General features: G+C 47.8%; 22 protein-coding genes, 1 other RNA gene and 1 pseudogene. 7 read left to right on the forward strand and 17 right to left on the reverse strand.

Going from position 1 to position 23,442, the window contains the following annotated elements; all coding sequences use genetic code 11:
• Positions 1–10: 10 nt before the first annotated feature.
• From mraY to mraZ, 7 genes are read right to left on the reverse strand one after another with little or no spacing between them, the layout of a single operon-like run.
• On the reverse strand, positions 11–1,096 hold the full coding sequence (gene mraY / locus ACNA7P_RS04865) for a phospho-N-acetylmuramoyl-pentapeptide-transferase (RefSeq protein ID WP_416257488.1): 1,086 nt from the start codon (positions 1,094–1,096) through the stop codon (positions 11–13).
• Positions 1,090–2,535 carry a UDP-N-acetylmuramoyl-tripeptide--D-alanyl-D-alanine ligase gene (locus ACNA7P_RS04870; protein WP_416257489.1) on the reverse strand — a complete coding sequence of 482 codons (1,446 nt, stop codon included), beginning with the start codon at positions 2,533–2,535 and terminating at the stop codon, positions 1,090–1,092. The genes mraY and ACNA7P_RS04870 overlap by 7 nt, the downstream gene beginning before the upstream one ends.
• A complete protein-coding gene (murE, locus tag ACNA7P_RS04875; protein WP_416257490.1) occupies positions 2,532–4,004 on the reverse strand; it encodes a UDP-N-acetylmuramoyl-L-alanyl-D-glutamate--2,6-diaminopimelate ligase in 1,473 nt (490 codons plus the stop codon). The genes ACNA7P_RS04870 and murE overlap by 4 nt, the downstream gene beginning before the upstream one ends.
• On the reverse strand, positions 4,001–5,734 hold the full coding sequence (locus ACNA7P_RS04880; RefSeq protein WP_416257491.1) for a penicillin-binding transpeptidase domain-containing protein: 1,734 nt from the start codon (positions 5,732–5,734) through the stop codon (positions 4,001–4,003). The genes murE and ACNA7P_RS04880 overlap by 4 nt, the downstream gene beginning before the upstream one ends.
• Positions 5,725–6,060 (reverse strand): cell division protein FtsL, encoded by a 336-nt coding sequence (ftsL, locus tag ACNA7P_RS04885; protein WP_416257492.1) that lies wholly within the window; start codon positions 6,058–6,060, stop codon positions 5,725–5,727. Before ftsL ends, ACNA7P_RS04880 begins: the two co-directional genes overlap by 10 nt.
• On the reverse strand, positions 6,057–7,025 hold the full coding sequence (gene rsmH, locus ACNA7P_RS04890) for a 16S rRNA (cytosine(1402)-N(4))-methyltransferase RsmH (protein WP_416257493.1): 969 nt from the start codon (positions 7,023–7,025) through the stop codon (positions 6,057–6,059). Before rsmH ends, ftsL begins: the two co-directional genes overlap by 4 nt.
• Positions 7,025–7,483: a division/cell wall cluster transcriptional repressor MraZ gene (gene mraZ / locus ACNA7P_RS04895; protein WP_416257494.1), complete on the reverse strand. Its 459-nt coding sequence runs from the start codon at positions 7,481–7,483 to the stop codon at positions 7,025–7,027. The genes rsmH and mraZ overlap by 1 nt, the downstream gene beginning before the upstream one ends.
• Positions 7,484–7,745: 262 nt before the next feature.
• Between mraZ and ACNA7P_RS04900 the strand changes: the two are divergent.
• Positions 7,746–9,770: pseudogene (locus ACNA7P_RS04900) on the forward strand (putative bifunctional diguanylate cyclase/phosphodiesterase); the annotation flags it as partial.
• Between the two features lie 77 nt (positions 9,771–9,847).
• Here the strand turns inward: ACNA7P_RS04900 and rnpB are convergent.
• Positions 9,848–10,217, reverse strand: an RNA gene (gene rnpB / locus ACNA7P_RS04905) — RNase P RNA component class A.
• Positions 10,218–10,338: 121 nt separating this feature from the next.
• Positions 10,339–11,178, reverse strand: a complete 840-nt coding sequence (rsmI, locus tag ACNA7P_RS04910; protein WP_416257495.1) for a 16S rRNA (cytidine(1402)-2'-O)-methyltransferase — start codon at positions 11,176–11,178, stop codon at positions 10,339–10,341.
• A 97-nt stretch (positions 11,179–11,275) separates the two neighbouring features.
• Between rsmI and ACNA7P_RS04915 the strand changes: the two genes are divergently transcribed.
• The 4 genes from ACNA7P_RS04915 to ACNA7P_RS04930 are packed head-to-tail and all read left to right on the forward strand — an operon-like array spanning position 11,276 to position 14,668.
• Positions 11,276–13,201: a penicillin-binding protein activator gene (locus ACNA7P_RS04915; RefSeq protein WP_416257496.1), complete on the forward strand. Its 1,926-nt coding sequence runs from the start codon at positions 11,276–11,278 to the stop codon at positions 13,199–13,201.
• Complete coding sequence (locus tag ACNA7P_RS04920; protein ID WP_416257497.1) at positions 13,173–13,526, forward strand: YraN family protein; 354 nt, start codon at positions 13,173–13,175, stop codon at positions 13,524–13,526. The genes ACNA7P_RS04915 and ACNA7P_RS04920 overlap by 29 nt, the downstream gene beginning before the upstream one ends.
• 2 nt (positions 13,527–13,528) lie before the next feature.
• Positions 13,529–14,092, forward strand: a complete 564-nt coding sequence (locus tag ACNA7P_RS04925) for a D-sedoheptulose-7-phosphate isomerase (RefSeq protein ID WP_416257498.1) — start codon at positions 13,529–13,531, stop codon at positions 14,090–14,092.
• Positions 14,093–14,668 (forward strand): BON domain-containing protein, encoded by a 576-nt coding sequence (locus ACNA7P_RS04930; RefSeq protein WP_416257499.1) that lies wholly within the window; start codon positions 14,093–14,095, stop codon positions 14,666–14,668.
• A gap of 159 nt (positions 14,669–14,827) precedes the next feature.
• Here the strand turns inward: ACNA7P_RS04930 and ACNA7P_RS04935 are convergent, their stop codons facing one another.
• The 8 genes from ACNA7P_RS04935 to zapE form a co-directional block, all read right to left on the reverse strand.
• Positions 14,828–15,379: a ClpXP protease specificity-enhancing factor gene (locus tag ACNA7P_RS04935; RefSeq protein WP_416257500.1), complete on the reverse strand. Its 552-nt coding sequence runs from the start codon at positions 15,377–15,379 to the stop codon at positions 14,828–14,830.
• Positions 15,380–15,418: 39 nt separating this feature from the next.
• Entirely contained in the window at positions 15,419–16,054 is a 636-nt protein-coding gene (sspA, locus tag ACNA7P_RS04940) for a stringent starvation protein SspA (RefSeq protein WP_416257501.1), read from the reverse strand.
• A 145-nt stretch (positions 16,055–16,199) separates the two neighbouring features.
• Positions 16,200–16,931: a cytochrome c1 gene (locus ACNA7P_RS04945; RefSeq protein WP_416257523.1), complete on the reverse strand. Its 732-nt coding sequence runs from the start codon at positions 16,929–16,931 to the stop codon at positions 16,200–16,202.
• Positions 16,931–18,190, reverse strand: a complete 1,260-nt coding sequence (locus tag ACNA7P_RS04950; RefSeq protein ID WP_416257502.1) for a cytochrome b — start codon at positions 18,188–18,190, stop codon at positions 16,931–16,933. Before ACNA7P_RS04950 ends, ACNA7P_RS04945 begins: the two co-directional genes overlap by 1 nt.
• A complete protein-coding gene (gene petA / locus ACNA7P_RS04955) occupies positions 18,190–18,777 on the reverse strand; it encodes a ubiquinol-cytochrome c reductase iron-sulfur subunit (protein WP_416257503.1) in 588 nt (195 codons plus the stop codon). The genes ACNA7P_RS04950 and petA overlap by 1 nt, the downstream gene beginning before the upstream one ends.
• A gap of 328 nt (positions 18,778–19,105) precedes the next feature.
• Positions 19,106–19,498: a 30S ribosomal protein S9 gene (rpsI, locus tag ACNA7P_RS04960; protein WP_007420843.1), complete on the reverse strand. Its 393-nt coding sequence runs from the start codon at positions 19,496–19,498 to the stop codon at positions 19,106–19,108.
• A gap of 16 nt (positions 19,499–19,514) precedes the next feature.
• Positions 19,515–19,943, reverse strand: a complete 429-nt coding sequence (gene rplM, locus ACNA7P_RS04965; RefSeq protein WP_126806900.1) for a 50S ribosomal protein L13 — start codon at positions 19,941–19,943, stop codon at positions 19,515–19,517.
• A gap of 170 nt (positions 19,944–20,113) precedes the next feature.
• Positions 20,114–21,244 (reverse strand): cell division protein ZapE, encoded by a 1,131-nt coding sequence (gene zapE / locus ACNA7P_RS04970; protein ID WP_416257504.1) that lies wholly within the window; start codon positions 21,242–21,244, stop codon positions 20,114–20,116.
• Between the two features lie 134 nt (positions 21,245–21,378).
• Between zapE and ACNA7P_RS04975 the strand changes: the two genes are divergently transcribed.
• Both ACNA7P_RS04975 and ACNA7P_RS04980 read left to right on the forward strand, forming a co-directional pair.
• Entirely contained in the window at positions 21,379–21,822 is a 444-nt protein-coding gene (locus tag ACNA7P_RS04975; protein WP_416257505.1) for a YhcB family protein, read from the forward strand.
• Between the two features lie 206 nt (positions 21,823–22,028).
• The gene (locus ACNA7P_RS04980; RefSeq protein ID WP_416257506.1) at positions 22,029–23,399 is read left to right on the forward strand and encodes a DegQ family serine endoprotease; all 1,371 of its coding nucleotides are present in this window, start codon (positions 22,029–22,031) and stop codon (positions 23,397–23,399) included.
• The last annotated feature ends 43 nt before the right edge of the window (positions 23,400–23,442 follow it).

A 23,442-nucleotide genomic window follows, 5' to 3' on the forward strand; every position in this document is an offset into this window, starting at 1 on the left:
TAGGTTTTCCTTAACGCAGTTTTAAGGTGGCTAAACCCACCAACACTAAAATCAATGAAATAATCCAAAACCGCACAATTACGCGTGGCTCTGGCCAGCCTTTTAATTCGTAATGGTGATGAATAGGCGCCATGCGGAATACTCGTTTACCGCGCATTTTGTAAGAGCCTACTTGCAGCATCACCGAGAGTGTTTCGATAACAAACACCCCACCCATAATCACCAACACCAGCTCTTGGCGCACCAAAATGGCAATTACACCCAGCACTGCGCCAAGTGCTAATGAGCCTACATCGCCCATAAATACTTGCGCCGGATAGGTGTTAAACCACAGGAAACCAAGCCCGGCACCCACAATAGCAGCGCACAAGATGGTGAGTTCGGCAGCTTCTGGAATGTACGGGATATTCAAGTACGCAGAGAAATTGATATTGCCGGTTACATAGGCAAATACGCCTAGGGCACCGGCAACCATTACCGTGGGCATAATGGCCAAGCCATCTAAGCCATCGGTAAGGTTTACCGCGTTACTGGTACCTACAATCACGAAATACGCTAAGGCGATGTACATTAAGCCCAATTGCGGCATTACATCTTTTACAAATGGAATCAGTAATTGGGTTTCCGCTGGATTTTGCGCGGTGTAGTACAAATAAACCGCCACGGTTCCGGCCAATACGGATTGCCAAAAATACTTCCAGCGGGCAATTAAACCATTCGGATCCTTGCGTACCACTTTGCGGTAATCATCCACCAAACCAATAATGCCGAAGCCGGTAAGTGTAAGTAGCGTTACCCATACATAACGATTGGTTAAATCAGCCCACAATAACCCCGCTACTAGAATGCTCACCAGAATCATAATGCCGCCCATAGTAGGCGTGCCTGATTTGCTTAAATGGCTTTGTGGGCCATCATCACGAACGGTTTGGCCAATTTGCAGTAACTGCAATCTACGAATAATGCGCGGCCCCATCCACAGCGAAAGAAGCAATGCTGTAAGTATGCCCATAATCGTACGCATCGTAAGGTACGAAAAAACATTGAAGCCGGTGGCAACATTTTGTTGTAAGTATTCTGCCAGCCAAACTAACATGCGGCTTTCCCCTGTAGGTAAGGTTGTAAATCAACTGCAAGCAGCGATTCCACAATACGTTCCATGCGTGAACTTCGAGATCCTTTCACTAGAATGGTAACATCGCCGCCTTCTGCAATAAGCTCTAACAGCGCACCTACGATGCTTTCTGCGCTATCAAAATGGCGGCCACCATGGCCATTAAAGATTTCACTGGCGCTTTGGCTTAACACGCCCAGCGTAAACAACCCGTCTATGCCTGCTGTTATGGCATGTGCACCTACTTCTTCATGGTAGGCTCGTGCTTGCGTGCCTAGCTCGCCCATATCGCCGAACACGAAAATGCGTTTCCCCGGCAAACTGGCTAATACATCAATGGCTGCTTTGGCCGAACCTACGTTAGCGTTGTATGTGTCATCAATTACTCGAATGCCCGGCGCAGGGGTATGCACATTCATGCGGCCCGGAACCGTTGGCATCGCGCCAAAGCCACTTACGATCTCGGCAAGTTGAATTCCCAAGCCTCGACAAATGGCAATGGCTGCCAGTGCATTTTTCACGTTATGGCGGCCCGGAACTGCCAGCTTAACTGGGGTGGTTTGCGCATCTACATGCAATGTAAACGAGGCACAGCCATCACTATCAAGTTCAATATCAGTGGCACTTACATCGGCCAATTCTGCGTTTAGTCCGAAGGTATGATGATTTTTACCCTCCAACTCGCGCAGCCAATATTCATGGAAATCGGAATCGGCATTGGTAATTGCAATGCCTTGCTCACCTAAACCACGGAAAATTTCTGTTTTCGCTTTCACCACGCCGCAGATATCACCAAAGCCTTCTACGTGAGCAGGGGCAATGTTATTGATTAATGCAACATCGGGCTTCACTAAGCTGGTGGTATAGGCAATTTCGCCACGGTGATTTGCGCCCAGCTCAAACACGCCATATTCATGCTCGTGCGTAAGCTCAAGTAGGGTGAGCGGCACACCAATATCATTGTTAAAGTTACCCGCCGTAGCCAGCACTTTTCCCTGTACACTTTTCGCTTGGCGCAAGATAGTTGCTACCATTTCTTTTACGGTGGTTTTGCCACTGCTACCGGTAATCGCACAGCTTTTTAGTTGCACTTCAGCTTTTACTGCTGCCGCTAGTGCGCCCAATGCTTGGTGAGTATCATCTACCAATATCTGCGGAATCTCGGCAGCTACCGGGGTAGAGCAGATAATCGCGATGGCGCCGGCTTCAGCCACGGCATCAGCGAAATCATGGCCATCATGATTCGGGCCTTTGATGGCGATAAACACATCACCGGGCTGAATCGTTCGGCTATCAATGCGCACCATGCCGTGCATCGCAGTTTTCGCCAATACTGAACAGGGTATTACCAGCTCACCGTCGCCGGCTTGTAAGTGACCACTTACTTTTTCTGTAATCCACTGCAATGATACCGGAATCATTTGCCACCTCCGCGCAACTCAGCTTCTACAAGCTCGGCAACGAGCGCACGTTCATCATAATCATGAACTTTCGTGCCAATAATTTGATACGCCTCATGCCCCTTCCCTGCGCACACAATTACATCACCAGGTGCCGCGTTCGCGAAAGTATCGCGAACCGCTTGCGCACGCCCTGGAACTGCTGTGTAGTGTGCTGAATTCGGCATACCGCTGATAATGTCTTGAATAATGGCGGCAGGCTCTTCTGTGCGCGGGTTATCATCGGTAACAACCACGCAATCTGCCAGCCGAGCAGCAACTTCACCCATTTGTGGGCGCTTGCCCCGATCGCGATCACCACCACAGCCAAATAAACACCACAGTTTGCCGGCACAATGCCTGCGAGCCGCTGTTAGCACTTGCTCAAGAGCATCAGGCGTATGCGCATAATCAACGATTAGTAAAGGTTGCTGATCGCCGCCAAACGTTTCCATGCGCCCTGGTACTGGCTGTAATTGCGGTACAAGTGCCGCTACATAGGTAAGGCTATAACCACTATTTAATGGGCTAAGTAGCGCTGCCAATAAATTTTCTACGTTGAAATCGCCCAGTAATGGGCTGGTTACGGTAATTTGTTGTTCTTGCCAATGTAGCAACATATGCGTGCCGGTATGGCCGAACTCGATATCGGTAGCCACCAAGGTATTCTTTTGCCCAACGCGCTTGGCATCGGTGCTGTACCAGAAATCATCTTGGTTTCCCCAACGCGCTACATGCTTATCATCAGCATTTAAAATGCGCACTCGGGCGGGAAAATCAGTAAACAAACGCGCTTTCGCAGCAATGTATTCGCCCATGCTACCGTGGTAATCAAGGTGATCACGGCTGATGTTGGTGCCGATTACAGTATCGAAGTGCAATGCTTCCACACGCCCTTGCACCAACGCATGAGAAGAAACTTCCATGGCCGCAACATTCGCGCCCTCAGCCACAAAGCCAGCTAAACGCTGTTGCACTGTTACTGCATCTGGCGTGGTGTTTTGTTCAGGAAGTAAGTTCGGCAATAAACCGCTACCTAAAGTACCTAGCACTGCTGCAGCAGGTTCAAGTTGTTGCCATAACTGCGCCACTAAGTTGCTCACCGTGGTTTTGCCATTGGTGCCGGTAACGCCAATCAAGCATAACTGCGTAGCCGGCTGCTGATAAAAGCGGCCGGCTATTTGCGAAATTAGGCCATGTAAATTGGGGATGCCAATAATAGGAGTGCCATCCAATTCACCGTGGGTCCACTCATCCATGTCGGCTAGCACTACACTGGCGCCAGCGGCTACGGCAGCATCAATGTATTCGCGGCCATCGGTTGCATACCCTGGTACCGCAATAAAGGCATCACCAGCCGCTACTTTACGGCTATCAAGCTTAAGCCCAGCAATCTGAATCGCAGGTAATGGCAACGGGCAATCGGGCAGCAGGTTAGTAAGCAACATCATGGCCGCCCTCCAAACCCAGCTACACGCAGTTCGCGGCCGTTTAAATTATCAGGTGCTACATTCAAAATTCGCATCGTTTCTTCTGCTATAGCGGAAAATACTGGGGCCGCTACAGTTCCCCCATGGTAACTATCACCCGCCGGTTCGTTAATCATCACCGCAATGGCCACGCGTGGGCGGCTTGCGGGAATCACCCCAGCAAATAAACCAACATATTCATCGCCGTAACCACCGGCTACCGCTTTTCGAGTAGTACCGGTTTTGCCAGCTACGCGGTAACCAGGCACTCGTGCACGGCTACCCGTACCACTATCAGCAGTAACGGCTTCCATTAGCTGCACTACTTGCCGAGAAATTTCGCGGCTAAATACCTGCCGGCCTGGTAATGGCTCATCAATCTTCAAAATTGATAACGGTAAGCGATTGCCGCCATTGCCGAGTGTGGCGTACATTTGCGCCAACTGCAGTGTAGTGGTGCTCAAGCCATAGCCGTAAGACAAGGTTGCTACTTCAAAATTCGACCAGCGGTTACGATGTTGGAACATACCCATACTTTCACCGAGCATGTTGATACCGGTATCAGAACCAAAGCCCGCTGAACTATACAAATCCAATAAATCTTCCAGTTCCATATCCAGTGCTAAGCGCGAAGTACCCACGTTGCTTGAGTGAGCTAAAATGCCGGCTAAATCAAGCTCGCCGTAGTTGCGGGCATCTTGCACACGGCGGCCACCTACACGCATCCACCCTGGGCTGGTGCTAATTTTGCTATCAATGGTTACATCACCGTTGGCTAAGGCACCCAAAATCACCAATGGTTTCACCGTAGAACCAGGTTCAAAGCTATCGGTAATGGCGCGATTGCGCATTTGGTGCGGTTGTAAGCCCGAGCGGTTGTTAGGGTTGTACGAAGGATTGTTCACCATCGCCAACACTTCACCGGTTTGTACATCAATTACCACCACAGAGCCTGATGTGGCTTGATGAAAACGCACTGCTTTGGTGAGCTCACGATAAGCCAACGCCTGAATGCGTTGATCAATACTTAAGGTTAAGTTTTGCGGCAACTCGGAATCGGTGGCCTCGAGCAACTCTACCAAACGGCCTTGGCCATCTTTGCGGTATCTGCGTTGCCCTGGGGTGCCGGTAAGTACGTTGTTATATACTGCTTCCAAACCATCCAACCCTTCTGCATCTATGTTGGTGATGCCAATCACATGTGCAGTAATTTCACCGGCTGGGTAAAACCGCCGAGATTCTTCTTTCAAACCCACCCCGGGAATACGCAAATCACGAATGTAATTCGCCACCGCGGGAGTAATCATGCGCTCAAGATACACAAAACGCCGCTCTGGATTTTCAACTTTACGCAATAATTGCTCTGGCGTGGTATTCAGCACATCGGCCATGGCTTGCCAACGGCGCGTATCGGTATAACCACCCCGATCGTGCACTACCTTCGGATCAGCCCAAACCGTATGTACCGGTACACTCACAGCTAGTTCAACGCCATTGCGATCGGTAATGTTACCGCGTTGGATACGATCTTGTGCCACGCGAACAGAGCGTAAATCACCTTCATAGCGCAAACGATCCGGCTCAATTACTTGAATGTAAGCAGCCCGGGCAATTAACGAAACAAACCCCAAACAGATGCACACCAACAGGAACATGAAGCGTCCTGGTAGTGGCTCTGGCCGAAGTATTTTTTCGTTACGTTTTACCGCCATGGCACCAACACCTCTTGTTGTTCAGTGGGCCGTTGCATGCCCAACTCACGTTGCGCTAGTGTTTCTATTCTGCTGTGCTCGCCTAGAGTGTTTTGCTCGAGCACTAAGTGCCGATACTCCACATCAATGGCATCACGCTCACGCAATAAATCTTCGCGCTCAGCAAGTAGTTCACGATTCAAATGGGTTAAATACACGGCCGCTAAGGCACTCACTAAAGCAATCACACACCACAGCACTAAGCCGCGATAGTGTTGAATATCAGACCAAATGATTTGCAATAACCCTTGGTGCGTATCAAAGCGCTTTAGATCGAGTTTCTTCATGCGCCCATCTCCCGTGGTGCAGAGCGTTCTGGTAAACGTTCGGCAATACGTAACACCGAACTGCGCGCGCGTGGGTTATGGTTAAGCTCGGTTTGGCTCGGCTTAATGGCTTTACCAATCGGTAGCAAAGTGCGGTAATCGGCAATTTGATCTTCCGTTACTGGCAAGCCAGCGGGCACTTGCTCACGCCGGCTTTGCTCGCGAATAAACTGCTTGGCTATCCGGTCTTCAAGGCTATGAAAGCTGATGATTGCCAAACGGCCACCCGGCATTAACGCATCAAGCGCCGCTGTAAGTGCTTCGCGAACTTCATCGAGCTCCCGATTTACATGAATGCGAATCGCCTGAAACACCCGTGTTGCTGGATGTTTGCTTTTCTCGCGGCTTGGGTTCACCTTGGCAATTAAGTTCGCCAGCTCGGCGGTGCGGGTGAAGGGATGCTTCTCCCGATGCTCAATAATAGCGCGGGCGATACGGGCTGCGTATTTCTCTTCTCCGTAAGTACGGAATACATAGCAAAGCGCATCCATATCCGCATGCGCTAGCCATTCGGCAGCCGATTCTCCAGCGCCTGGGTTCATACGCATATCTAAGGGACCATCGCGCATAAAGCTAAAGCCCCGCTCGGCGTCATCTAATTGTGGGGACGACACGCCAAGATCAAACAAAATGCCGGCTACGCGGCCATTTAAGTGCTGCGCAGCAATAATTTCTGCGAGTTTCGAGAAAGGAGTGTGGAAAAACTGGAAACGAGGGTCGTTGGATAGCGCTTCAGCTGCTTTTGCCGCGGTGGGGTCACGATCAAAAGCAATAAGTTTACCCTGCGGGCCTAATTCTTTCAGAATTGCCCTGCTATGGCCGCCGCGCCCGAAGGTCGCGTCGATATATATTTGGTCCGGTTGAATCGCTAACGCGGTAATCGACTCAGTTAGCAACACCGGCACATGTTGCGGTGTTTGCGCCATTATAGTGAAAAGTCTTGTAGTCGATCAGTTAATGTAAAGTCGCCTGCCTGCTCCGCAGCAATATCATCTGCTACTTGCTGCTGCCACACCTCTTCATCCCAAATCTCAAACTTGTTTAGCTGGCCTACCAGCATTAGTTTTTTAGTGAGATTAGCGAATTGGCGGAGTGGCGGTGCGATAAGAACCCGACCGTTCTTGTCCATATCACAATCCTCGGCATAACCGAGTAATAAACGTTGGAGGCGACGCTCAATGGGGTTCATAGAGGATAAACCGGCAAGCTTTTGTTCAATCTCTTGCCATTCGGGAAGCGGGTACAGCAAAAGGCATGGCTGCTTGTTATCCACAGTGCAGACCATTTTACCTTCGCAATCCAATGACAACAGGTTACGATACCGCGCGGGTATCGCTAAACGCCCTTTGTCATCAAGACTTATGCTGTTTGCTCCACGAAACATAGTTTATTAGCAGGATCACAGAATGATCCACTTCTCTCCACTTTTCCCCACAATGATACAGTCTAGGTTCCATAATGATCCCCTGTCAAGGAAAAATGCGTTAGTTTTTATACAATCTGATCACTTTTAACTTGCGCTCTGATAGGGATTCGTTAACTATTTGTGTAGTAATGAATCTAAGGATCGGGTTGTGCTGAAGAAATTTCATGTTGTGCTGATTAGTTTGGCGGTATTTCTATGTGGAGAACTGATAGTTACCCACATGGTTCTTACTGAACGAAGTAAAGCAATTGAAACGAACCGCTATGTTGCCTTAGAGCAACTGGCAACGGTTCGAGCCCGTTTAGAGGGTGCTCTACAAGCCAACTTAATTGCCATTCGGCAACTCCGCACTGAATTCACCATTAATCCAGAAATTGATGAAGAGCGCTTTCGCGCAATTTCGAGTGGCTTACTTTCACCTGAGCTACATATTCGCCATATTGCTATCGGCCGCAACTACCGTTTAGAAATGATTTATCCGCTGGAGGGTAATGAAGGCGCAATTGGCTTTGATTACCGCAGTACTCCTGAGCAACTTGCAACATTTCGCACAGCAATGAGCACAGGTGAAATCACCATCAACGGGCCGGTAGAGTTAGTACAAGGCGGTAGCGCGTTAATTGCCCGCGTTCCTGTGTTTAACCATGAACGTACTGTTAACGTAATCATTTCCCAAGTAATTGAGCATGAGCGCCTGTTTAATGATGCTGGCCTCAATAACCATCCTGATCTGCAAATTAGTTTACGTGGCCTTGATGGCAGCGGCGCTAGCGGCCCATTGATTATGGGTGATATAAATATTTGGCAGCAAGCCCCCATTCAGTTAGATGTAAACTTACCTACCGGTAATTGGGCATTAGCAGCCATACCTCGCAGCGGCAGTTGGCTGAAGAACAACTATTTTTATCTTTGGATTGGTTTAGCCGGCACTATCTTTGTTTTATTTATTAGCGGCTTAGTAGCAGTGATTTTGGCCAACCAACAACGTTTGCGCCAAGCATTTCAAATCATTACTCAACAAGCCCGCTTTGATTCGCTTACCAGTTTACCTAATCGGCATTATTTTCAAGATTTGTTAGGTGATTACATCGCCGATTGTGAGCGCCACGAGGAACAGTTTGCCCTACTTTTTATCGATCTTGATCATTTCAAAGAGGTAAATGACGCATTAGGGCATGCCGCTGGTGATGAATTGCTGATGGTGATTTCCCTGCGTTTGCAAAGCGCGTTGCGCTCCAACGATATTGTTGCGCGTATAGGTGGCGATGAATTTATTGTGGTGCTGAAAAATATTACCGAACCCATGCATGCGCAAATGCAGGCACAGAAGTTGTTAAAGCATATCCATGAGCCTGTTTCTCTGCAGCAACGAGAAGTTATTGTGAACGCCTCAATTGGTATCGCCATTTATCCTCATGATGGCACAAGCGTGAATGAATTACTGAAATCATCCGATTTAGCAATGTACAACGCGAAGAGTTTAGGCCGCGGTACCACCTCTTTCTTTGATCTCGTACTTACCGAGCAAGCCGGATCGCATTTAGAACTGCACACCGCTATTTTAAAAGGCTTACGGAATAACGAGTTCTTTATCGAATACCAACCCATTATCAACGCCGATTCCGGGGAGCTGCATAGCATTGAGGCCTTAGTGCGTTGGCAACACCCAGAGCATGGTTTATTACCGCCTAATGATTTTATTCCCATTGCAGAGAAAAGTGGTGCCATTCGTGAGCTTGGTAACTTCGTTCTGCGCCAGGCTTGCACAGATATTCCCAAATTGCGGGCGGGAGGCATTGAGGGCCGATTAGCGGTTAATTTTTCATCGCATCAGTTTTACGACAATAATGCGGTAGAAGTATGGTTTGCAATCATGGAAGAACTGCAGGTTCCACCTTCTTCATTTACCTTTGAAATTACCGAATCGATGTTACTGCCTGATAGGGAGCGCCAGCGCAATCTATTACTCGAGATTCACAAGAAAGGTGTACTGCTTACCATTGATGATTTTGGCACCGGCTACTCTTCTACAAGCTACTTACAGCATTTTCCAATATCGATGTTAAAAATTGATAAGAGTTTTGTAGATGGTATTCCTGAGAATAAACACCAAACCGCATTGTTAAATGCGCTGATTCAGATGGCCAGTGCATTGGCAATTGATGTGGTAGCAGAAGGTGTGGAAAATTTGCAGCAAGTGCAGTTCTTACATGCCCATTGCGCCGATTTGATTCAAGGATTTTACTTCGCACGGCCAATGCCGCTCGGCAATTTGATTGCCAAGTATGGCAGTAATAACCGCAGTATTCCTCCGAAAAAAGAAGGTGGAGTTGGCCATTAAGCCGGGTTCTGTCGTGGACAATCATTCGTCTAGAACTACAATCGCTCGTAGTTTCAAGCAACCTACCCGAATCCGAAGCGGGCCGCCCCAAGGATTCCTATTTGGTCTTGCTCCGGGTGGAGTTTACCCAGCCACGAACTGTTACCAGCCGTGCGGTGCGCTCTTACCGCACCCTTTCACCCTTACCTGATCCCATTCTTTCTTGCGAAACAACGGGCCATCGGCGGTTTGCTCTCTGCTGCACTTGTCGTCGGCTCACGCCGCCCAGGCGTTACCTGGCACCCTGCCCTTTGGAGCCCGGACTTTCCTCCCCTTGTGTAAACACAAGCAGCGATTGCCTCGGCCAACTCCGCGGCTGATTATACGCGAATGCGGGGCCTACGCAATGGCACATAGTAAACCGATTGTTCGATGTTATTTTGCCGCACGAGCGCACGCTCCAAGCAATGTTGGGGGGCCACTTTCGCCAAGCCTACTCCGTTGTATCGGCCATAGTATGTTTATACAAATCATTCGGCCGCAAATTGTAATGCCCGGCTACGATTTTCGCGGCTTTTTTCGGCGGTAACTCTGCACTCAGCACTTTCAGCAACTTCAATGCATCACTAGGAATCGTTTGCTGATCTAACTTCGCACCGGCAATCATCAACACCATCTCACCGCGTTGCTGGTTGGCATCGGCTTGCACCTGCGCCAACAGTGCACTGGCTGAGCCATGCAAATAAGTTTCAAACTGTTTGCTAATTTCGCGGGCTAATACCACCTCACGCTCACCACCAAAGGCAGTGATAATCGCTTGTAGCGTATCCACAATGCGTCGCGGCGATTCATAAAACACCATGGTAGCGGGTTCACTTACTAGTGCCTCTAAAGCGGAAATACGCGCTTGCTGCTTCGCTGGTAAAAAGCCACAAAAAAGAAAGCGATCGGTGGGTAAGCCAGCAGCTGATAATGCCGTAATGGCAGCGCACGCCCCTGGCAGGGCTGTTACGGTAATACCTGCAGCGCGGCAAGCACTTACCAGTGGATAACCGGGATCGCTAATTAGCGGCGTACCCGCATCACTAATTAAGGCTATGTTTTGGCCTTCGGCTATGCGCGCCACGATAGCTTCTGCTTTTTGCCGCTCATTGTGCTCGTGCAATGCCCATAGTTTGCCTTTAATACCAAAATGGCTGAGTAAAATACCACTGTGGCGAGTGTCTTCGGCCGCAATTACATCTACTTGCTCTAACACTTCCAGTGCCCGCAACGTGATATCATTCAAATTACCAATAGGTGTTGGTACGATATAGAGTGTTCCGGCTGTCATTTTTCGCTCTCTTTACGCGGTATTATGGCTCGCGTTGTTTGTTTCACCGCTGCTCGCAGTTTATAGTAGGGCATCGCTGTTAGATGAGATGGTTATTGTGCCAAATAAGTTCGTTCGTTGCATATTTGTTTTCGCCGCTGGCGCGGTATTTCTAAGTGGTTGCGCAACTGCGCCTGATCCTGTGGGTGAACGCGAGCCTACCCTAGAACCAGTTACTCAGCCGCAGCCAACCGGTACATCCATTCAAGAGCACTTAGATGCTGCCAAACAGGCAACGGTAGCGCATGAACGCTACGAGCATTTAGTTGCTGCAGCTACACAAATGCTGGATGCGGGTGAAGTGAACCGTGCTGGCGTGCTGTTAAGCTTAATTAATGCCCAACAGCTGCGGCCTATGCCAGCCAATCAGTTAGAGCTGCAAAAAGCCCGCTTTGCTGCCGAATTACATAATTGGCAGCAGGTGCTCGCACTCACTGAGGGCCTCGATACTCAGTTCAATCAACGCCAGCAACGAGCACAAGTTTTTCAGTTACGCTATCAAGCATTTTACCAACAGCAGCAATTCCAAGAAGCTGCTTATGCGCGTATTCAAGAATCACGCTACCTGCCTGAAGCTAACGCAGCGGTAGTATGGGAAGCGTTAACCTATGTTCCTGCAAGCTTTTGGCGCCAAGGCCGCACCGAGCGCGATGAGTTAACTCGCGGCTGGGCCGCATTATTACAACGCATAACCCTCGCGGCAGATAACCAACAATCCATGAGTTCTGCTATTGCTGCGTGGCAGCGCGCATATCCAAATCACCCAGCGCAAACCGTGGCAGAAACATTGCTAAACGATGAAAGCTTTACTCAGCCCACCGAACAAATTGCAGTACTACTGCCGTTAAGCGGTTCACTTGCCAGCTCTGGCATTGCAGTTCGCAACGGTATTATTGCCGCACTACATGCCGATAGCAGAACTAACGTGGTATTTTTTGACACGGCCCAATTATCTTTGGTCGAGATTCATCGGCAGTTAAGCAACTCACATGCTGATGTGGTGATAGGCCCGCTCGATCGAAATGCTATCGAACAGTTTATTGCCGCAGGTGCTAACCATGCGCTGCTAATGGATGTACCAGATATACCGGCAATAGAACTACGGCAGTGGCAGCAGTTATGGCTAAACCAAGCGCCAGCGGAGCATAAACCCGGCCCGCAGGATGCATTTTTTGCGCTTGATTCAGAATCCGAAGCGGAAACCTCGGTACGTTGGCTGGCCAGTAAAGGGCATCGCAATGTGCTGTTTTTAGGCCCGGATACCCAACGTGGGCGCGGCACAGCAATTCGTTTAGAACAATGGTGGCAAGAGCAGTATGGCCCCCAAAATGCGCAAAGCTGGTTCTACACTTCCAGTGGCGATATGGTGGAGATAGTGCAACAAGCGCTGCATGTGCAACAGAGTTCAGCGCGTATTAACCGTACCGAGAGTTTAGTAAACAACGATCGAAGCTTGCAGAATGCTCGTCGTGAATCTCCTGAACTACATCACGAATTACGCAGCCGCCAAGATATAGATGCAATTTATTTGCTAGGCGATGCCAACCAGGTGCGTTTATTGAAACCTTATATCGATGTAAATTTAAGTGCCTTTGGCCGCCGCATTCCAGTGTATGCCAGTAGCTTGGTGCATGAAGAGCAGCGTAGCCGTGGTGAAAACGATCTCGATGGTATTTTCTTTTCCGATGCACCGTTTACGTTGCAGCATGATTTGCAAGCCGATTTAAAAAACCAGTTAAGCAGCGCGATGCAGCCGTGGTCATTGAATCGCCAACGTTTGGTTGCCATGGGTTACGATGCTATGCAATTAGCCAGCAAGCTGACAGTAATGCAGCGAATACCAGGCTATAGCCATACCGGATTAACTGGGTTATTGCGTATATCTGCACATACAGTGGAACGCGAACTCGATTGGGCTAAGTTTGATGGACACGAAATCAAACTGGAGCACAGTAGTGTTATCAACACGAGCAGTAGGAACTAACTACGAAGCCAATGCCGAGGCGTATTTGTGCGAACATGGGTTAACCCCCATTGCGAAAAATGAGAAAGTATTTCACGCAGAAATAGATTTAATTTTACAAGATCGTGATTATTTGGTGTTTGTTGAGGTAAAGTACCGGCGAAACCAACATTTTGCGCAAGTACTTGAGCAGTTGCGAAACGCACAGTTACAACGCATTAAGCATGCCGCAAGGGTATGGATGGCGCACAATGGTATCAATGAACATTTAACCCAATGCCGTTTCGATATTGTGATCATTACCGGTGAGCCGTTTCATATCGAGTGGTTTAAGGACGCATTTTAGGTATGCAAGACACCATTAAAGCCTATTTCAGCGAAAGCATTCAAATTCAGGTTGCCGCCGCCGATACATTAGCCCCTTCAATTCAGCACGCCGCCAACTTAATGGTAGCCAGCTTGCTTGAAGGCCGCCGCATCTTTAGTTGTGGCGATGGCAACAGTAGCTTTGTTGCGCAGCACTTCAGTGATCTCCTATTGCATGGCAGCCAGCTAGAGCGCCCACCTTTCCCTGCAGTTACTTTAGGCGCAAACTCGATGCTGCCCAGTGAGCAATGCAGTTTAGCTCGCCAACTAAGTGCTTTGGGTAGTGCCGGTGATTTGCTGGTAGCCTTTGTTAGCCAACAGCAATCCGAACGCGTACACCAAGCGATGGAAGCGGCGCTTTCCCGCGAGATGACGATCATTGCCGTTACTGGCGATGAGGCGCAAGAGATTACCGGTTTATTAGGCCCTACTGATGTTGAGGTACGCATTCCAAGTACCAATCCATCACGGATTGTTGAGCAACAACTGTTTATCAGCCAACTGCTTTGCGATTTAATTGAACAAGAGATATTTCACGGGGGATAAATGGCAATGCTTCGCGGATTAGTATTAGCAATCGTATGCTGCGTACCCTTGTTACAAGGTTGCGCAGCGGTGGTAATTGGCACAACCGTAGGTACTACTGCGGTGTTATTAGATAGCCGCGATGTGAATCGGCAAATTGATGATTCGGGCATTCGCTTAGAGCTATCTACAAAATTACAGCAGAACACCGCGTTTACTAACCAGCGCGTGAAATTTGTGGCCTATAACGGCGATATTTTACTGTATGGGCAGGCGGAAAGTGAAAGTATCGCTCGGCAAGCAGAGCAATACGCACGCGAAACTGCTGGAGCCGTTAATGTGTTTAACCAAATCCGTATTCGCGAGCGAACCAATTTCATTACCCGCAGCGACGATACATGGATTACCACGCGCGTAAAAACACTACTGCTGCGCGAGCAACAATACGAAACCTCTGGTATTAAAGTAATTACCGAGAACAACGAAGTGTTTTTGCTGGGTGTGGTAGATAGCGAGGCCGCAGATCGAGCGATTGAAATAGCGCGGCATGTTCGGGGCGTTGAAAAAGTGGTGAATGTGTTAACCATTAGCCCATAAGCTGAGCCACATTAACCTTACACAGCTGCCCGCCTGTATTGCCTTACGCGCTTTCTGCAAAAGCTTCACTGAGAAAAAAAGCGGATGTAAATTATCCGCTTTCTGCTTAATTACTGTGTAATTATCGGGTTTAGTTGCTGCTCGTTTACTCGCTGGTTGTTACTTTACGATCCGCAAGCTTGGGCTCTTCTTCGCGGTTTTACTACTGCTATCGTGACTATCATCTTGATCAGCATTCGCATTCTTGCTCGAATTAGGGCTCGAATCAGTGCTTGAATCAGTGCTCGAATCAGTGCTTGAATCGGAACTCGAATCAGGGCCCGAATCAGGGCTTGCATCAGTAGTGGCCAGCGCAATGCCACTCGCCCCTTGCTGCTCATCTTGTATTTCTAGTAGATAAGCTTCTTCCGGTTCGAAAATAGTACCTGCGCCATTCTCTTTTGCATAAATCGCCAGTAACGCACCCATAGGAATGAGTACGCGCTGCTCTTTACCTTGAAAGCGTGCAAAGAAACGAATTTCTTCGTTGCCCATTTGCAAGCCTTGTAAAGCACCTGGAGCAATGTTCAATACGATCTGCCCATCTTGCACGTACTGCTGTGGCACCTGAATATAGGGCCACTCCGCATCTACTACGATGTGCGGGGTTAATTCATTATCGATTAACCACTCGTACAAGCCGCGTAAAATGTAGGGGCGTTTTGGTGTCATCAAATCTAAACTCTCAATTACATTGAATTTTAGTGATATTTAGCTACGGCCGATTTCACGTTCTTCTTCGGTTAACGAATCACGGAACGATTCGCGATCGAAAACACGTAACATGTAAGCTTTCACTTCTTTCGCACCGGCGCCGTTTAATTCGATACCGTATACTGGTAAGCGCCATAACAACGGTGCCAAGTAGCAATCTACTAAAGTGAACTCTTCGCTCATGAAGTACGGCATTTCAGAGAATACTGGAGCAAGCGCTAACAAGCTTTCCTTCAATTCTTGGCGAGCTGCATCGGCTTCTTTTTTGGTACCTTTCAAAACCGTATCCGCTAATGTGTACCAATCGCGTTCAATACGATACATCATTAAACGGCTGGTTCCGCGGGCTACTGGATATACCGGCATTAACGGCGGATGTGGAAAACGCTCATCAAGGTATTCCATAATGATCTGTGCTTTATATAGCACTAGCTCACGATCTACCAACGTAGGAACGTTATCTGCATAGGGGTTCAACTGAAGTAAATCTTCCGGTTGATTGCCTTGATCTACAAAAGCGATCTCAACAGTTACACCTTTTTCAGCCAACACGATACGTGTTTGATGACTAAACAAATCATCACTACCCGAATACAGGGTCATTACTGAACGTTTATTGGCAGCCACAGCCATACAATTCTCCACTCTCTGAAAACAGCAAAGGGGGCGAATATCGCCCCCGAAAATATTACTTAACTATCAGTACATAACGCAACTCATAACAGGATGCTTTACGTTTAATACTCAATAACTAGTAATTATGTTTAAGTAAAATGAATTACTTAACATCACGCCAGTATTCTTTCTTCAACAAGATGCTGAGAATTAACAATACTAGCAAAAAGCCAATCACGAACATGCCCATACGTTGGCGCTCGAGAATCATTGGCTCGCCGGTGTACACTAAGAAATTAGTAAGATCGAGCATAGCTTGATCGAACTCATCATCACTTAATGAACCTGAACCATCTGATTTGATGCCTACATACACTTCGCGCATTTCGCCATCTACCATACGACGCTCGTACGTTTTTCGCGGTATACCTTGAAGCTCTTGTAAAACGTGCGGCATGCCCACGTTTTCAAATACTTCATTGTTTACGCCAAACGGACGGCTATCATCTTCGTAGAAGCTGCGGAAGTAAGTGTACAACCAATCGGCACCGCGCACACGAGCAACCATGGTGAGGTCTGGCGGAGCCAAACCAAACCATTCTGCCGCTGCTTCACGATCGATAGCTGAAAACTTATGCGAGCCAGGGGTACCGGTAAACTGCAAGTACTCTTCACCTAGATCAGCCGGAATACCCAAATCATCGAACGTACGCGAATAGCGCTGATACTGCATGCTATGGCAAGCCAAGCAGAAGTTCATGTAGATTTGCGCACCACGCTGTAACGAAACTTTATCAGATTGATCGATATCAGCTTTGTCTAGCGGGCCCGAGTACGGTGCCGCCATTACAGCGGCAGGTAACAAGAATGCCAGAGCTATTAGAAAACGCTTCATCATTTCAGTAACCTCTCTGGTAATGGCTTGATCTTCTCATTCTTACTGTACAAGAAGAGGAAGATGAAGAAACCGAAATATAACACCGTACAAATACGTGCCATTAAGGTGTACAAATCAGTTGCTGGCATCGCACCTAGGTAACCTAGGATTACGAATGAAATAGCAAACTGCGTTAAGTTCACTTTATGCAAGGTGCTGCGGTAACGGATAGAACGCGCTTTCGAGCGATCGAGCCATGGTAGTAATGCAAGCATTACGATAGCACCACCCATTGCAACTACACCTAACAACTTATCTGGAACCGCCCGTAAAATTGCGTAGAACGGCGTGAAATACCAAACTGGTGCAATGTGCTCTGGTGTGCGCATTGGATCTGCCGCTTCAAAGTTTGGTGGCTCAAGGAAGAAGCCGCCCATTGTAGGTGCGTAGAAAATTACCAATGAACACAAGATTAAGAATACCACCAAGCCCACAATGTCTTTCACCGTGTAATACGGGTGGAACGGTATCGCATCAACGATATCGTACTTATCAGTGTAGCGTGGGTGGAACTTAAATTGCGCTTGATCTTCTGGCTTCACAGTACCTTTTGGCTTCTTGTTATCAACACCCTCAGGGTTGTTAGAGCCAACTTCGTGTAACGCGATTAAGTGTAAGAACACCAAAATCACAATCACCAAAGGTAGGGCAATTACGTGTAAAGCAAAGAAGCGATTTAAGGTAGCGCCGGAAATTACATAATCACCACGAATCCAAGTGGTGAGTTCATCACCTACCACCGGTATTGCGCTGAAGAGTGAAATAATTACCTGTGCACCCCAATATGACATTTGGCCCCAAGGTAACAAGTACCCCATAAAGGCTTCTGCCATAAGCACTAAGAAAATCAACATACCGAAAATCCACAGCAATTCGCGTGGTTTTTGATAAGAGCCATACATCATGCCGCGGAACATATGCAGATAGATCACCACGAAAAATGCCGAGGCGCCGGTGGAGTGCATATAACGTAATAACCAACCATATTCTACATCACGCATGATGTATTCAATTGAGGCAAACGCACCTTCCGCACTTGGGTTGTAGTTCATTGTTAACCAAATACCAGTAACAATTTGGTTAACCAACACAACGATGGCTAAAGAGCCCATCAAGTACCAAAAGTTGAAGTTCTTTGGTGCCGGGTATTCCGTTACGTGCAACTTCATCGTGTTGCTAAACGGGATACGCTTATCAAGCCAATTCATGAAGGACATTAGGCTGCTCCCTCTTCTTCACCAATTAAGATTGTTGCATCATCAACAAAATAGTGAGGCGGAATCACTAGGTTGGTAGGTGCCGGAACACCTGAGAAAACCCGACCAGCAATATCAAAACGTGAACCATGGCATGGGCAGAAGAAACCTGAATCTACTCCTTCCATATCCACGAAATCACGTTGAATAAATTGTGGTGAACAACCTAAATGGGTACAAATACCTACCGCAACAAACCACTCAGGGTCGATTGAACGATGTTGGTTCTTTGCATACTCGGGTTGCTGTGGTTCGTTTGATTCAGGGTCACGTAGGTTGCCTTCCACTAATGGGAGGCTATCTAACATGGCTTGAGTACGACGAATAACCCACACTGGGCTACCGCGCCACTCGGCACGAACTAATTGACCCGGGTCAATCTTATCAATCTTCATTTCCACCGCAGCACCCGCTATACGGGCTTTAGCGCTCGGGTTCCATGAAGCAATGAAAGGCACGGCTGCACCAACAGCTCCTACTCCACCCACTACCGCAGTAGCGACGGTTAGGAACCGACGGCGACCTTTATCTACAGGCGCATTGCTCATCCATCTCTCTCCAGTTTGGACGCTGTGCGATATTTCGCAGCTAATTTTACTCAATGCTCGCACGAAAAAAAATCTACATAATGATAAAGAAAAGCCACTCTCTTTACAAGGTGAATCAGCAATCAAATCAGGGTGAAATGAGGGGCTATTCAGCATATAACCAGTGTTGGGTAACTCTTTCGCAGCTTTACTTCTATAAGGGTTACGAGAAATGCCTAGAATGAGTTCATCGGGGGAGTGCTGAACTGCAGATATAAAAAAGCCCAGCGTGAGCCAGGCTTTCTTTTGTCTTGCAAATGGTCTTGCAACAGGTCGGTAATTTTCCAGCTTAACGCTTAGAGAATTGTGGACGCTTACGTGCTTTGTGTAGACCAACTTTCTTACGCTCAACTTTACGCGCATCACGAGTAACATAACCCGCTTTACGTAATTCGCCGCGTAATGCTTCATCGTACTGCATAAGTGCACGAGTAATACCGTGACGAATTGCACCCGCTTGACCAGTAGTACCACCGCCAGTAACGGTAACGTAAAGATCGAACTTCTCAGTAACTTCAAGAAGTTCTAACGGCTGACGCACTACCATGCGTGCAGTTTCACGACCGAAGTATTCTTCGAGCGTACGATTGTTAATTTTAATGTCACCGCCGCCAGCACGCATAAATACGCGAGCTGTAGAGCTTTTGCGACGACCTGTACCGTAGTATTGATTATCTGCCATCTGTATATGCTCCGTATTAAATCTCTAAAGTTTTAGGCTGCTGAGCTACATGTGCATGCTCAGGACCCGCAAACACTTTAAGCTTACGGAACATGGCACGACCCAAAGGACCACGCGGCAGCATGCCTTTTACGGCTGCTTCGATGATCATTTCTGGCTTCTTCGCCTGTAGCTTTTCAAAGCTGATAGACTTCAAACCACCTGGATAACCACTGTGCGAGTGATAGATTTTGTCTTTTGCTTTATTACCAGTAACGGTAATTTTTTCAGCATTAACAACAACGATGTAATCGCCAGTATCCACGTGTGGAGTATATTCAGGCTTATGCTTGCCACGCAAACGAGTTGCGATCTCAGTGGCCAAACGACCAAGAGTTTTACCGTCTGCATCAACTACGAACCAGTCGCGCTTTACAGTTTCTGCTTTTGCTACAAATGTTTTCATGAGTTATCTATTACCCAAATTCATGAGTTTACCTGGGGCCTTCCGGGCTTCCCCGCGAAATGCCAATTATGTTTCACCCCGCTTTGAACCGGGGGAGGTAACGTGGGCGGCGGGTATTATATACACGCAGCACTTTAAACGCAACGAAGATCCGTACGATCTTGAAGAAATTACGGTAGATGCGAGAAACCTAAATATTCATGTGATTGCATTTCTTGTAATCGGCTTAAGCAACGGCGAAATTCAAAGGTTAACGTGCCACCGCTGTACAAATCAGATAACGGCACAGCTGCGGATATAATAAGTTTCACGCGATGCTCATAAAATTCATCTACCAACGCAATAAAGCGCCTTGCCGCATCATCATTCTCTCGACCAAGCTCTGGCACGTTACTAATGAGTACCGCGTGGTACAACCTTGCTAGCTCAATGTAATCATTTTGGCTACGGGGCCCTTCGCAAAGCACTTTGAAATCAAAAAAGGCCACATCATCAGTTTCGCATCGCACCATAAGCTTGCGGTTATTAATTTCAATGCTCTCATCACAGCGGTGCGCTTGGTGATCTGGCGCTAGTTGATAAAAGTATTTAATTAAATTTTTATCAGCTTGCGGATCTAACGGCGAGTGATAGATTTCTGCTTGGGTGAGTGTGCGTAACCGGTAATCAATACCGCCATCCACATTCACAACCTCGCAATGCTGCTGGATTAAATCGATAGCAGGCAAGAAACGACTGCGTTGCAAACCATTTTTATATAAATCTTCCGGCACAATATTCGAGGTTGCTACTAACACCACACCTTCTTTAAACAAGGCATCGAGTAAGGTAGCCAAGATCATGGCATCGGTAATATCTTGTACATAAAACTCATCGAAGCAAATAACCCGCGCTTCGCGCGCAAACTGCTTGGCAATCAAGGGAAGTGGATCGGCCTTTCCTTTCAACTCGCCAAGTTCGTGATGCACTCGATGCATAAAGCGATGGAAATGTACCCGCCACTTTTGCTCAAATGGCAGTGCATTATAGAAGGTATCTACCAGATAAGTTTTACCGCGGCCCACGCCCCCCCAGAAGTACAAACCGGTTACGCGAGCCTTAGTTTGTTTACCCAGTATCTTTTTGGAGATTTTTTTGATTCCACGCGCGGGTTTAACGGCGAGTAAATCATCATATAACCGCTGTAAGTGACGAACAGCTTCTTCTTGCGCAGGATCATGATGAAAATCATCACGTTCTAGATCGCGTTGGTAAGCTAACCAAGGAGTATTTACATTTTCCGACACAAATTTGCCTGACATCTGACGACTGTTTGAATAATTACATGATACCATTAACTCAGCATCAGGATCACACTTGAATATGCAGCAAAGCACAAGCTAAGCTGCTAGAAATAAACTAAGCTGTGCTCTATTACCATTAAGAGGAACTTATTATGGATTGGCTGGTTGGAGTTTTATTATTAATTGCCGGTACTGTTATTGGCTTTTTCGCGGCACGCCATTATCTGGCGAAGTACAGTGATGCCGCAGAGCTAAAAGCACAAATTGAGAGCTCGCAAGAGCAGTTTTCAGCCTACCGTAAAGATGTAGTAGAGCAACTTTCTACTGCACGTCAGTTAGCCTCTGAGGTAACAGATATCCAGCATCGCTTGAATCTGTTTCTGCAAGATAGCCAACAACTATTAGAGCAAGAGAAAGATTGGCAGCAAACATTACCATTCTTTTCCGAAGATACGATTCGCTCGATTCGGCAAGCGAACATTCTGAATAAAGATCGCCGCAGTGAAAGTGATACCGCAGAACTGCCCCCGCGTGATTACTCAGAGCCAGGCAGCGGTTTATTTACGCCAATACCTAAGGCTATGAAAGAAGATTAATCGCCAAAAAATATTCATAGAAAGGAGCCGCATGGCTCCTTTTTTTTGCGCATTTTTCGCTTGAAAAATATTTCCGCAGAACTTATTTGCAAAAATTATGGTCTTTGTAGTGAATAACATCAGTAACTAATACTGCAGTTGCGCGCATTAAATACCGCGCAGTGCTTTTTTATCGTTAACTTTGGTAATCAATCGGAGAATCATTAATGAGAAAATTAGCGACGTTGTGTGCTTCGCTGGCCATTGCCAGCGCACTTTTGCTTTCACCTGCCGTAAGTGGCCAAGCATTTGCTAACTTTCCTGCTACCGCTACCAACGAGCGCGGCGTACCAACTCTTGCGCCGATGCTAGAAGAAGTAACTCCTGCGGTAGTGAATATTTCTGTACAAGGCAAACGGGTAACCCGCCAACGCCTACCGGAAGCCTTTCGCTTTTTCTTTGGCCCCAACGCGCCGCGCGAAGAAGTGCGCGAACAACCATTTCAGGGCTTAGGTTCTGGCGTAATTATTGATGCCGAACAAGGCTATGTAGTAACCAACAATCACGTGATTAACGATGCCAACGAAATAACCGTTACCTTAAAAGATGGCCGCCAGTTTAGTGCCACTGTGCTGGGCCGTGATGAAGAATCGGATATCGCCCTATTGCAACTCGAAAACCCGCGTAATTTAGTGCAAATCGAGATTGGTAACTCAGACCAACTTCGCGTTGGTGATTTTGCGGTTGCCATTGGTAACCCATTTGGCCTCGGCCAAACCGTAACCTCGGGTATTATCTCGGCGCTTGGCCGCAGCGGCCTGGGTATCGATCGCTTAGAGAACTTCATTCAAACCGATGCGGCCATTAATAGCGGCAACTCAGGTGGTGCCCTGGTAGATTTGCAGGGTAACTTGATTGGCATTAATACTGCCATTTTAGGTGCCGCAGGAGGCAACATCGGCATTGGCTTTGCCATTCCTGCCAACATGATGAAAAACCTGGTTGAGCAAATCGTAGAGTTTGGTGAAGTGCGCCGTGGGGTGCTTGGCGTTCGCGGCGGTAACCTTACCCAGGAGCTAGCCGATGCTCTAGATATTAACCGCACTCAAGGCGCATGGGTAAGCGAAGTGGTAGAAGACAGTGCCGCAGCGAAAGCAGGCATTCAAGCTGGCGATGTGATTATTGCGCTGGATGGCACCACGGTGTTCTCCTTTGCTGAACTGGCTGCAAAAGTAGGCACCATTGGCGCTGGCCGCACGGTAGAACTTACTTTGCTGCGCGATGGCAGCGAGTTAACGGTAGCTGTTGAGTTAGATAAGCAACAAACTCAACAAATTGCCGCAGATACGCTTCATCCAGCCCTGCGTGGAGCCGAGTTACGTACCGATGATCGGCAAGGCATACGTGTTATTGCCGTAGAAACTGGCTCACCAGCAGATCGCATTGGCTTACGTGAAAATGATGTGGTGATTGCCGTAAACCGACAGCTAGTAAACAACGCCCGTGAGCTACAACAGGCTATAGGTGAAACCAGTGGTGTAGTGGCATTAAACGTACGCCGCGGTAACTCGCAATTGTATTTAGTGCTGCCAAACTAAGCTTTTATAACAACATTTAGGCTGTTATTGGGAATTCGCCGGC

Origin of the sequence: Aliidiomarina sp. (assembly GCF_047920995.1) — a bacterium.
In the GTDB taxonomy this organism is placed as follows: domain Bacteria; phylum Pseudomonadota; class Gammaproteobacteria; order Enterobacterales; family Alteromonadaceae; genus Aliidiomarina.

Coding starts and splice junctions, on each gene's coding strand:
- petA (WP_416257503.1), bottom strand. CDS start 18,777: ATGAGCAATGCGCCTGTAGATAAAGGTCGCCGTCGGTTCCTAACCGTC.
- ACNA7P_RS04945 (WP_416257523.1), bottom strand. CDS start 16,931: ATGAAGCGTTTTCTAATAGCTCTGGCATTCTTGTTACCTGCCGCTGTA.
- rpsI (WP_007420843.1), bottom strand. CDS start 19,498: ATGGCAGATAATCAATACTACGGTACAGGTCGTCGCAAAAGCTCTACA.
- ACNA7P_RS04870 (WP_416257489.1), bottom strand. CDS start 2,535: ATGATTCCGGTATCATTGCAGTGGATTACAGAAAAAGTAAGTGGTCAC.
- ACNA7P_RS04925 (WP_416257498.1), top strand. CDS start 13,529: ATGCAAGACACCATTAAAGCCTATTTCAGCGAAAGCATTCAAATTCAG.
- sspA (WP_416257501.1), bottom strand. CDS start 16,054: ATGGCTGTGGCTGCCAATAAACGTTCAGTAATGACCCTGTATTCGGGT.
- rplM (WP_126806900.1), bottom strand. CDS start 19,943: ATGAAAACATTTGTAGCAAAAGCAGAAACTGTAAAGCGCGACTGGTTC.
- ACNA7P_RS04880 (WP_416257491.1), bottom strand. CDS start 5,734: ATGGCGGTAAAACGTAACGAAAAAATACTTCGGCCAGAGCCACTACCA.
- mraZ (WP_416257494.1), bottom strand. CDS start 7,483: ATGTTTCGTGGAGCAAACAGCATAAGTCTTGATGACAAAGGGCGTTTA.
- zapE (WP_416257504.1), bottom strand. CDS start 21,244: ATGTCAGGCAAATTTGTGTCGGAAAATGTAAATACTCCTTGGTTAGCT.
- rsmH (WP_416257493.1), bottom strand. CDS start 7,025: ATGGCGCAAACACCGCAACATGTGCCGGTGTTGCTAACTGAGTCGATT.
- ACNA7P_RS04950 (WP_416257502.1), bottom strand. CDS start 18,190: ATGTCCTTCATGAATTGGCTTGATAAGCGTATCCCGTTTAGCAACACG.
- ACNA7P_RS04975 (WP_416257505.1), top strand. CDS start 21,379: ATGGATTGGCTGGTTGGAGTTTTATTATTAATTGCCGGTACTGTTATT.
- ACNA7P_RS04935 (WP_416257500.1), bottom strand. CDS start 15,379: ATGACACCAAAACGCCCCTACATTTTACGCGGCTTGTACGAGTGGTTA.
- ACNA7P_RS04930 (WP_416257499.1), top strand. CDS start 14,093: ATGGCAATGCTTCGCGGATTAGTATTAGCAATCGTATGCTGCGTACCC.
- ftsL (WP_416257492.1), bottom strand. CDS start 6,060: ATGAAGAAACTCGATCTAAAGCGCTTTGATACGCACCAAGGGTTATTG.
- rsmI (WP_416257495.1), bottom strand. CDS start 11,178: ATGACAGCCGGAACACTCTATATCGTACCAACACCTATTGGTAATTTG.
- murE (WP_416257490.1), bottom strand. CDS start 4,004: ATGATGTTGCTTACTAACCTGCTGCCCGATTGCCCGTTGCCATTACCT.
- mraY (WP_416257488.1), bottom strand. CDS start 1,096: ATGTTAGTTTGGCTGGCAGAATACTTACAACAAAATGTTGCCACCGGC.
- ACNA7P_RS04980 (WP_416257506.1), top strand. CDS start 22,029: ATGAGAAAATTAGCGACGTTGTGTGCTTCGCTGGCCATTGCCAGCGCA.